The sequence below is a fragment of the Bacteroidota bacterium genome, from assembly GCA_039111535.1.
GTDB lineage: Bacteria > Bacteroidota > Rhodothermia > Rhodothermales > JAHQVL01 > JBCCIM01.
The window spans coordinates 1-9,869 of the sequence record JBCCIM010000225.1; the positions used below are offsets into that span (position 1 = coordinate 1).

Consider the following 9,869-nt stretch of genomic DNA (forward strand, 5'->3'; position numbering starts at 1 on the left):
CATGTGATACACGGTCTGCCATTTTACCTCTGCACCGTCTTTTTGTAAAATAGAGGCAGCAATCCTTTTCCAGTGGCTCGCGCCGTTGTTATGGAAAAAGTCGCGCCCAATTTGCGCCTTTATATCGACAGGTTTATCGCGGCGGTAGAACCATTTGCGTAGCGTGTCTGCCGGCGCTCCTGTACCATTTACGCGCGTAAATCCCCAGTACAGGCCCGTCTGGTGTTTATGGTGCCCCGGGCTGTATTCCGTTAGTGATCCATTGCCGTCAGGCGCCATGATCGGGTGCAAATAGGGGCGCATCTGCGCTTTGGCTTGCTGTGCCAAAACAAGGACGTCATTCTCCGCATTGTAGATGGATATTTCTTCTCCCTTTTCGTCTTGCTCAACGTAGAAACTTGTGCTTTGAGCAGTGGCGAGATGATAAGGGAAAAGTAGGCAAACAGAGCTAAAGAGTAAGAGAAGACGCGTTTTCATACCTGATAGGATGGCGATGAGTATTATGCTTATAATAGCATTTTCTGCAAGAATTCTCCAGCCGGCAAGGTGCCCAGCAAAAAAGCCCAACCGATTTTGATCGATTGGGCTTTCCTGATATTGTGTTGATCAGTTTTGTGATGAAGGCGGGACCATGCCATTCATCCGTAAATAAGTAGCCAGACTGCCGTAGTGTTCGTACGTGTGCGTTGAGTTAAAAGACAGGATGGCCGAGACCGTCATATCTGTGCGTCGCTCGCCACCGAAAAACTCCTTAATTTCTTCCCCTTTTTTATCGGTCATCTCAGCATACACTTTCTCGCAGTACACAAAGCTTTCTTTTACAGCGGTGTGTATGGCGTTGCGCGTTGTGGCTATTTCAACGTAGTTGCCTTCAGCAGGATTTTCTTCGCCGGCAGCCAGCGAGCAGATACCGAATTGTGCGTTGGCAATGTGTGCAAGCAATTCGCCGGCCGTGTATACTTGCACTGTTGGACGATACGCGTACATGTCTTCATCCATCATCTCTGCCGTCGCAAGGACAAAGTCAGCTGTTATGTCGTGAATTTTTTTGAGGGATTCGATCAGGGCACGCGGGTTATCCTGGGCTTGTGCAACTGCGGGGAGCATGCACATCATAAATAATAACAGGGATAGGTAGCGTAGCGTTTTCATGGGAAAGATACCTTGAGTTTAGAGTAATCGGTGGAAAGGACCCGTGCTCAAGGTTAGCAGTTACACGATAGAAGCGCAAATCCTGGCAAGTGAGAGGCAACTACTGATTCCGTTGTAAATCGCGCAATGCCCTGTAACCAATCAGGATGATCCTTTCGTCTTCAATCAGCTGTCGGATTTCTTCACTGTTGGTAAATAGCTCGTACTCCTTCACGCGCGTTTCCCAGGAGTTGGTCATGCTGCGCAATTCTTTGCCATCTGTTGCGGCATGGATAAGCACCTCTGTGACACCGGGTTCGATGGAAGAAAGCACACGTTTCCAGTAGTCAGTTACTGACTCCCCCTCTTTTTTGCCCCCAAAAACTAAAACATCCGGTGAAACAATGCCGTCGGCTTCGAGGGCTGGGCGTAGCTGATCAAAGCCGCGACGGGTCAGTTCAGCCTGGGAAGCCATTCGCAGTGGCAAGTCGTACTGTATCGCTAACTCATGGTAAACGGCGTGGTAGGCAGGATCGTAATGCATGACACCCATGTGGGAGTCGAGGTGCGTCACATCAATGCCGGCTGCCAACGCTTTGTCAATCTGTGCCTGCGCTTCGATTTTTGCCTCCGCCGGCGTTGCGTGTTGGTATACCTCTGCAGTTTGGGCCCAAAAATACCCTTCAGGGGTAACGAGGCCAGGGATCTTGTCTTTGCTACTCACCGGTCCCCACTTGTACGTGTCCCATTCGCTGGTATGGGTGAGGTGTATGCCAAAATCTGCCTCCGGATTGGCAATAGCGTAAGCTGCAATTTCAGGAAACCACGGACAGGGCACCATTATAGTGCCGCTGGTCATCAGGCCGTTCTCCATCGCGTCGATTGATGCAGCATTGGCTGCATGGCTCATCCCGATGTCGTCGCCATTTACAATGAGCAATTTGTCAGTTGCTTTGTAACCAAGCCGTTCTGCCAGGGTTTGGCCATGCACAAGTTGGGGGAGACAAAGCAATAAGAGCAAAACGTATCGCATGATTCGGTGTAAGAAGAATTTGAAGGTAGGTGCAATTGCCAAGATAGGCGCAGGAGACAGGGAGTTGCAATGACACGGAGGTGGTTGCTAAAGCGGTTTGACCATGAAATACGTTGTGCTAGTACACGGCATCTACGATACGCCGGCAGTCTTCACCTCGATGCGAAAATATCTCGCGTCGCAGGGTTGGCGCGTACATGCGCCCGCGCTTTTGCCAAACAGTGGCGCAGACGGACTCGAAATGCTTGCACATCAGCTCTATGCGTTTATCGAGCAGAACATTCCATCAGACGCGACGCTGCACGTGGTTGGGTACAGTATGGGGGGATTGGTTGCTCGGTATTATGTGCAACGATTGGGTGGTCGGGCCCGGATTGATTGCCTGGTTACGCTTTCAACGCCGCACAACGGGACATACATGGCCTACTTCCTTCCCAACAAGGGTACTGCACAAATGCGGCCGGGAAGTGCGTTCTTGGAAGATTTGAATGGGGATGTTATGACGCTGGGTACGATACGATTTGTCTCGTTGTGGACGCCCTGGGACCTGACCATTGTACCGGCGAAAAGCTCTGTGCTGCCCGTGGGGCACCAGGTGTCGCTGCCGAAAATTATGGCACACCCCTTAATGCTGAGCAGCCAGCGATGTCATGAAGAAGTACACCGCTGGCTCGTCTCCTGATTTAGGGTAACGCGATACCCACTTCGTTTCGTCGCATCATGGGTAGCGTCATCGGAGGATTGTATTGCATCAAAAAAGGCTCTCCGTCAGTTTCAACGCCGTTGTCTTCGAGGACTACCATCAGTTTCTCCGTATGATCAGCAACGCGGCGCGCGGTTGCCCAACCCGAAAACCTTATGGTGGCGACTTTGCGCGCCGGCACGGTTTTGAAATCCATCGCCTGCCCATCCGGCGCCGGCACATTTGCTTCGCTATAGCCTTCCGGTAGGATAAACGACATGTTGTCATCCATGATTACAGGAGCCGTCATGGCGATACTTTCCTGCTTCTCATTTTGCCCGAAAATATAGGAAGCAAGCACGCCAAAGGCCGCGTTGCGCTCGCCGGACCGCGTGGATATCCAGGTCTGCTCCTCGTATTGCCGGATTTCAACTTTTTCTTCAAACTGCTCCAGTACCTTGTATGGGGGCTCTTCCGTTGTGGCAGATATATAAACTCCCCAACCACCCCATAGCGCAACGCCGGCGCCAATGAGTATCAAAAGGGTTTGCATTTTCATAAAAGTTTGTATTGTGTTCCGTTGCCAGTATTACACGGCATTACTGCAGTCTGCCCAGTTCCGTTGGCACAATGCGACAAGCGGCGAGTTGCTGGGGATGAAGGGCGTGGTTTAGGTGTTGAGTGTCGAGGTTTGAATGGTGATTGTTGATTGGGGAATGGCAGACCCCTTTTCCCAAACGTCATCCTGAGCGGTGCGAAGGATCTGGGCGAGCAGCCCGGCTTCGGAAATGTTGCTCACCCATCCACCTGGCGCCGTCATCCCTCACTTGATTGCGCATCTACAGGAACGTATGCTATGCGTTTCACAAGGCGCTCGAGAACTCCTTGGCATCTTACCTACTCACCCAAACAATCCCCCCTATGAACAGGCTCACGTTGTGCTTGATTGTGATGCTGCTTGTTACTGGATGTGCCGCGACGCGGACTTCCGATACCAACGCCAAATCAGATCAGGCTTTCTCCTTTGCCCTCATCGGCGACATGCCTTATGCAGATGTTGATATTCCACGGTTTCGGCAAATGACGCAGGAAATCAACGCAGATGCCGCAGTTGAGTGGGTCTTGCACGTAGGCGACATCAAAACTGGCGGCTCGTCTTGCTCCGATGAATTCCTCGCCGGCCGTCTCGACCTCTTTCAGCAATTCCGCCAGCCATTTATCTTTGTGCCCGGTGACAACGAGTGGACCGATTGCCACCGCGCTACCGCTGGCGGTTTTCAGCCGCTTGAACGACTGGCAAAATTACGGACCCTGTTTTACCCAACGGCTGGTCAATCGCTGGGCAAAACCAAACTGGCGTTAACCACGCAGGCAAGCAATCCTGCTTATGCTACGTATCCCGAACACACCCGATGGATTCGGGCAAATGTGGTGTTTGCAGCCTTGCACATTGTTGGCAGCCAAAATGGCATGGCGTCATTTGCCGGTCGTACGACTGCGGATGACGAAGAGGCTGCCGCGCGAATGGAGGCAGCCATCGTCTGGATGCGCGACGCGTTTGCTGAGGCGCGACAACTTGATAGTCCTGGCATCTTTTTGACCCTCCATGCAAATCCCGGGTTTTCTGATGCAGCTGTATCGCAAGCGTTTACGTCATTTCTGGCGGCATTGGAAGAAGAAACCATCAGGTTTGGCCGGCCCGTATTACTGGCGCACGGCGACTCACATTATTTCAGAATCGACAAGCCGCTCGTTGGTATCCAGTCGAAGCGACGTATCGAAAACTTCACCCGCGTGGAGGTGTTTGGTGCTGGCGATGTGCACTGGCTGCGTATTACGGTTGATCCGGAAGATGTAAACGTGTTCGACATCCGCCAGGAAATTGTACAGGAAAACCGTATCCAGCATATCCGTCCGTGAGCAAACAAGGGTATCATTGTTGAAAAAAATGCTTACTTTCTCAAGGTAGCGCCCCTGGCAGTCCACCCATTGCATTTGCAGAACGCATTTGCTGAACGCCGAGGGCAAGTATTGACACTAACCTCCCCACGGTTCAATGAAAACGCTGGTCTCTTTTCTATCTCTCGTGTTTGTCATCCTGTCTGGATGTGCTAATGATCCTGCTCCTGCTGTTGAGGAAGGTCCACCTCAATGGGTTTCATATGCCGGCCACGACGGGCCAGGTGCCGGAAAATCCATTGTGCTTGTTAGCGGCGACGAAGAATATCGGTCGGAAGAAGCCTTGCCGCAGTTGGCGAAAATTCTTGCGCATCGGCATGGATTTAATACCACGGTGCTCTTTGCGCAGGACCCTGCCCATCCCGGTATCATCGATCCAAATTACACCAACAACATCCCTGGCCTGGATGCCCTGGACGCGGCGGACCTGATGGTGCTCTTTACCCGGTTTAGAGACCTGCCGGATGCGCAGATGACGCACTTTGAGAATTATTTTAATGCCGGCAAACCTGTTGTTGCCCTGCGCACTGCCACGCACGCTTTCCAGATTGAAGACTCTTCAAGCGCCTGGGCGCACTGGGGCAATCAGTTCAACGACGACACCTCGCCCTGGAACGGTGGGTTTGGCCGCTTTGTGCTCGGCGAGAAGTGGTACACACACCACGGCCATCATAAGCAGCAAAGCACACTCGGCCTTATTGCGCCTGAAGCCACTGATCATCCCATCAACAACGGAATAGCAGATGGCGATATCTGGGGCTCGACGGACGTCTACGGCGTACGGCTACCCATGCCCGAAGGCACGATGCCCCTGGTGCTCGGTCAGGTGATCAACCGCGCCGGCGAATACGATGAAGAAGATCTGTTCTTTGGGATGCGCCCCACAGATACTGAAGTGGCGATGGTAAATCCGGCTGCCAGAAGCGAGTACAATCCCAATGACCCTATAATGCCGATTGCGTGGACCAAGCCCTATCAGCTCCCTGAAGGTGCACCGGGTATGGCGTTTACATCTACCATTGGCTCTTCATCCGATATGGTCAACGACGGTGTACGCCGGCTACTCGTTAATGCAGTTTATCATATGCTGGATATGGACGTTCCGGCGGAAGCAGACGTTGCCGTTGTAGGTGAATTTAATCCATCCCAGTACAGCTTCCAATCGGATGAATATTGGGAAACCAAAGACCTCAAAATCGAGGCCCTTTTGTCACACGAAGGTGACCACTAAATATCTTGAACTTGCTGTTTATGTGCGGGGAGGACTGCCTCCCTGCATCCTGGGATGCGTGATGTAATGGGTGGCGGTGTGGGTGTACATCCCAATTAAAACCCCTTCTATCCATGAAAAAATTGCATTTCCTGCTCCTTTTTTTGCTTTTAGCGGCCTGCCAAAGCCCTGGGCCTGAAGTGACCATAGACAAGCAGGCGCTACCGGCCGAGCCGGCAACCTCTTATCTACTGCCGGTTGATGCGCTCCCGGCCTACGAACAGAACCTGGATCATGCCGGCCTGATGGAAAACTGGACCGACGAGTTTTATCACAAGGGGCGCGTCGTCTACCGCACATCATGTTACAATTGCCACGGCGACATCGAGCAGCCCGGCTCCATTCCGAACTCACGCCAGTTCTGGCAGGAGGCTTTTAAAAACGGCGCAGATCCCCACGCCATGTACCAGACCCTCACCCGCGGATCTGGCTTAATGCCGCCCCAGGTGAACCTGACGCCGCGCGAGAAATACGAAGTGATTCACTTCATCCGGGAAGAGTTTTTGGAAGAACACAACCCGGATCAATATTTCGAAATCACGGATGATTATCTGGCCAGTTTGCCAAAAGGTGATACGCTGGGGCCGGATCCCAAGCCTTACAAGCCGTGGGCGGAGATGGATTATGGCAGATTTTTGATGCGTACGTATGACCTCGCCAACTCGGATGATCCACCTAAAGGTATTTCGTGGGATTGCTGCCCAATTCCTGATGAGGACTTCCTAGACCTAAATTTTGCCTACAAAGGTATTGCTATCCGGTTGGATAAAGGTGAGGGGGGCGTAGCCGCCGGCAATGCATTTGTACTATTCGACCACGACCTGATGCGCTTCACGGGGTTCTGGACCGGCAAGGGTTTCATTGACTATGAAGATATCCTGCTTGATGATCAGCACAACGTTTTCCCTCGGACAGTAGGCAAGGTGCAGTTTGAGAATCCTATTATGCCGGGCTGGGCAAACCCCGAGACAGGCAATTTTGAAGATCCGCGTTTTGTGGCAGTAGATGGCCGGCCATTTGGTCCTTTACCGCGATCCTGGGCGCACTACAAAGGCCTGTATTACCACGGCGATCGCGTCGTGATCAAGTACACGGTGGGGGATGCCGAGGTGCTTGAGACATATGATTTAGAGAGAAACGCAGATGCTAATGCACCTGTTATTAGTCGCACGTTGAATATCACACCTTCTTCTGTGCCGCTGAAGTTGCGTATTGCCCCCGAGCATATAGACGTACAATCGCTCGTGGATGGGATTATGAGCGATATACAGTTTGGGGTAAGAGATATTGAGGATGGGTACCATGTGCTTAATGTGCCAGCCAACAAAACCATTAAAGCGCGTATTTTTATGGGGTCTGAAGTTGCGGACCAGCACATGCATACGTTGTTGAAATCTCCTGTTGATCTCTCTGTATATACAAAGGGCGGGCCGGCGCACGATGACACAGTACTTGCATCTGAAATTATCGTTGGAGACGAATCAGATGCCTACGCGGTAGACGTATTCACCTTGCCGCAAGTAAATCCCTGGAACAGTAGGATGCGTCCCACGGGCATCGACTTTCTCGATGACCCCGATGAAGCGGTTGTCAGCACCATCGATGGGGAAGTCTACCACCTGACAGGGATCACGCAGGGCGACGGACTGGTGACCTGGCGGCGCATTGCAACCGGTCTGTTCCAGCCGCTGGGCATCAAATACCACGAAGGCAAAATTTATGTTGGCTGCCGCGACCAGATTGCTGTGTTACATGATTTGAACGACGACGGGGAGATAGATTTCTACGAGAGCTTCAACAGCGATCACCAGGTTACCGAGCATTTCCACGAATTTGCGATGGGATTGCAGACAGATGAGGCCGGCAACTTCTACTACGCGAAAAGTGGCCGGCACGCGCGCGAGTCGCTTGTGCCGCAGCACGGGACGCTGATCAAGGTGAGTCCGGATGGGGAAACGTCTGAAATCCTGGCCAACGGATTCAGGGCTGCAAACGGCGTCCTGCTCAATCCAGATGGCTCATTCATCGTGACCGACCAGGAAGGGTTCTGGAATCCCATGAACCGAATCAACTGGGTAGAAGAAGGTGGTTTTTATGGCAACATGTGGGGCTACGGCGCGCCGGCTGATTCCTCTGACGAAGCCATGAACGACCCGCTGATGTGGATCGATTCGCGCTACGATCGGTCTCCTTCCGAACTACTCTGGGCAGACAGTGAAGCATGGGGCCCGCTCGCTGGCAGTCTGCTCAACCTGTCGTATGGCTATGGGAAGATATTTGCGGTGATGCCACAGAAAGTAGATGGCAAGCGACAAGCCGGCATGGTCGAGTTGCCCATCCCGCAATTCCCAACCGGCATTATGCGCGGCCGCTTCAATCCAAAAGATGGGCAATTGTATGCCCTTGGCATGTCGGCCTGGGCTACAAACCAGATGATCCAGGTGGGGGGCATGTACCGCATTCGATATACAGGGAACGACTTGCAACTGCCGATTGCCATGAAAGCGTATTCTTCTGGCATGCAACTGACGTTTGCATCTCCCCTTGATGCAAAGATAGCTACCGATCCCGCGCAGTACACCGTTACAACCTGGGATCTGGTGCGCTCCCGCAAATATGGCTCGGACCGCCACAACACACAGGCGCTGGAAATCGAAAAGGTGACGATCAGTGATGATGGAAAGACGGTCATGTTACACCTGCCGGCCATAGCGCCTACCTGGATTATGGAAATCAAGTACAACCTGAAAGCCAAATCTGGTAAAATGTTTGACGGTGTGATACAGAACACCATCTACGCGCTTGAAAATATGCCGGCAGAAATGTAGAGAACGATTTAAACAAGGAAACCCCGGGCGGCTATGCATGTGCGTGGTCGCCTTTTTTGTGGTTTTTTTTGTTCGCATAAACCAGCGGGTCCTTCCGTTATATAAGTCCCTGAAGAAGACAAATGGAATAGATACGCATGTGGAAATACACAGGAAAGGAACGGCCGGCATTTGCTGAAGCGCCTGCCCAAGGACAAGAATCTGTTTGGGACTACCCGAGGCCGCCTGCGCTGGTTGCGGATAAACGGCTTGTTGAAGTACGTTTTGACAATATCCTGATTGCGCAAACGGAGCAGGCTTACCGTGTGCTTGAAACAGCAAGTCCGCCTACCTTCTATATTCCCGGTGCAGATGTAGTATTGGAAGTATTGACCGAGGTCCGGGGCCAATCATTTTGTGAGTGGAAAGGATCAGCTCGCTATTGGATTCTTCGGCGAAAACCGGATATGGGGCCTGTAGGGTGGGATTATCCGGCGCCATCTGCAGCCTTCGCACCAATCACTGGTGCCTTTTCATTTTACCCGTCGCGTGTAGCATGTTTTGTAGATGGCGAACGCGTACGGCCACAGCCGGGTGGGTTCTACGGGGGATGGATAACCGATGAGATTGCCGGCCCGGTAAAAGGGGAGCCGGGCACAGGGCACTGGTAAAAGAAAATGATGTGCCAGGAATATAAGTAAAAAGGGATACCTGATTCAGATATCCCTTTTTACTTATATAGTTTGTTCAAAGGCTTATGCTAGCTCAAGCGGCATGGAGCGTAAGCGTTGCCCTGTTAGCCTGAATACAGCATTGGCGATTGCGGCTCCTATTGGACCCATAGGGGGTTCGCCTACTGCGCCAGGTTTCTCTGCGTTTTCGAGAATCACGACGTCTATGTCTTTAGGTACGTGCCGCATCAATGCCATTTTGTATGGTCCATAGATGGTAGGATACAGTACCCCATCTCGCACTTCCATTTTTTCG

General features: G+C 52.2%; 11 protein-coding genes. 5 read left to right on the forward strand and 6 right to left on the reverse strand.

Annotated features, from left to right (window positions below; all coding sequences use genetic code 11):
* The 3 genes from AAF564_23475 to AAF564_23485 all read right to left on the reverse strand — a co-directional run.
* Positions 1-477 (reverse strand): DUF6807 family protein (locus AAF564_23475; protein MEM8488528.1); only part of this gene is annotated, 477 nt, incomplete at its 3' end.
* 129 nt (positions 478-606) lie between these two features.
* A complete protein-coding gene (locus AAF564_23480) occupies positions 607-1,152 on the reverse strand; it encodes a DinB family protein (protein MEM8488529.1) in 546 nt (181 codons plus the stop codon).
* A gap of 100 nt (positions 1,153-1,252) precedes the next feature.
* Positions 1,253-2,164 carry a polysaccharide deacetylase family protein gene (locus AAF564_23485; protein MEM8488530.1) on the reverse strand — a complete coding sequence of 304 codons (912 nt, stop codon included), beginning with the start codon at positions 2,162-2,164 and terminating at the stop codon, positions 1,253-1,255.
* A 103-nt stretch (positions 2,165-2,267) separates the two neighbouring features.
* On the opposite strand from AAF564_23485, the gene AAF564_23490 reads away from it, so the two are divergent.
* Entirely contained in the window at positions 2,268-2,846 is a 579-nt protein-coding gene (locus AAF564_23490; protein MEM8488531.1) for an alpha/beta fold hydrolase, read from the forward strand.
* A 1-nt stretch (position 2,847) separates the two neighbouring features.
* Here the strand turns inward: AAF564_23490 and AAF564_23495 are convergent, their stop codons facing one another.
* The gene (locus AAF564_23495; GenBank protein ID MEM8488532.1) at positions 2,848-3,405 is read right to left on the reverse strand and encodes a heme-binding protein; all 558 of its coding nucleotides are present in this window, start codon (positions 3,403-3,405) and stop codon (positions 2,848-2,850) included.
* A 111-nt stretch (positions 3,406-3,516) separates the two neighbouring features.
* Positions 3,517-3,645: a hypothetical protein gene (locus tag AAF564_23500; GenBank protein ID MEM8488533.1), complete on the reverse strand. Its 129-nt coding sequence runs from the start codon at positions 3,643-3,645 to the stop codon at positions 3,517-3,519.
* A 122-nt stretch (positions 3,646-3,767) separates the two neighbouring features.
* Between AAF564_23500 and AAF564_23505 the strand changes: the two genes are divergently transcribed.
* The 4 genes from AAF564_23505 to AAF564_23520 all read left to right on the forward strand — a co-directional run bounded on the left by AAF564_23505 (position 3,768) and on the right by AAF564_23520 (position 9,553).
* Positions 3,768-4,766 (forward strand): metallophosphoesterase, encoded by a 999-nt coding sequence (locus AAF564_23505; GenBank protein MEM8488534.1) that lies wholly within the window; start codon positions 3,768-3,770, stop codon positions 4,764-4,766.
* 136 nt (positions 4,767-4,902) lie between these two features.
* Positions 4,903-6,036: a hypothetical protein gene (locus AAF564_23510; protein ID MEM8488535.1), complete on the forward strand. Its 1,134-nt coding sequence runs from the start codon at positions 4,903-4,905 to the stop codon at positions 6,034-6,036.
* A 113-nt stretch (positions 6,037-6,149) separates the two neighbouring features.
* Entirely contained in the window at positions 6,150-8,903 is a 2,754-nt protein-coding gene (locus tag AAF564_23515) for a DUF6797 domain-containing protein (GenBank protein MEM8488536.1), read from the forward strand.
* 137 nt (positions 8,904-9,040) lie between these two features.
* Entirely contained in the window at positions 9,041-9,553 is a 513-nt protein-coding gene (locus tag AAF564_23520; GenBank protein ID MEM8488537.1) for a DUF427 domain-containing protein, read from the forward strand.
* An 84-nt stretch (positions 9,554-9,637) separates the two neighbouring features.
* Here the strand turns inward: AAF564_23520 and AAF564_23525 are convergent.
* A partial coding sequence (locus AAF564_23525) for a xanthine dehydrogenase family protein molybdopterin-binding subunit (protein MEM8488538.1) occupies positions 9,638-9,869 on the reverse strand: 232 nt, incomplete at its 5' end.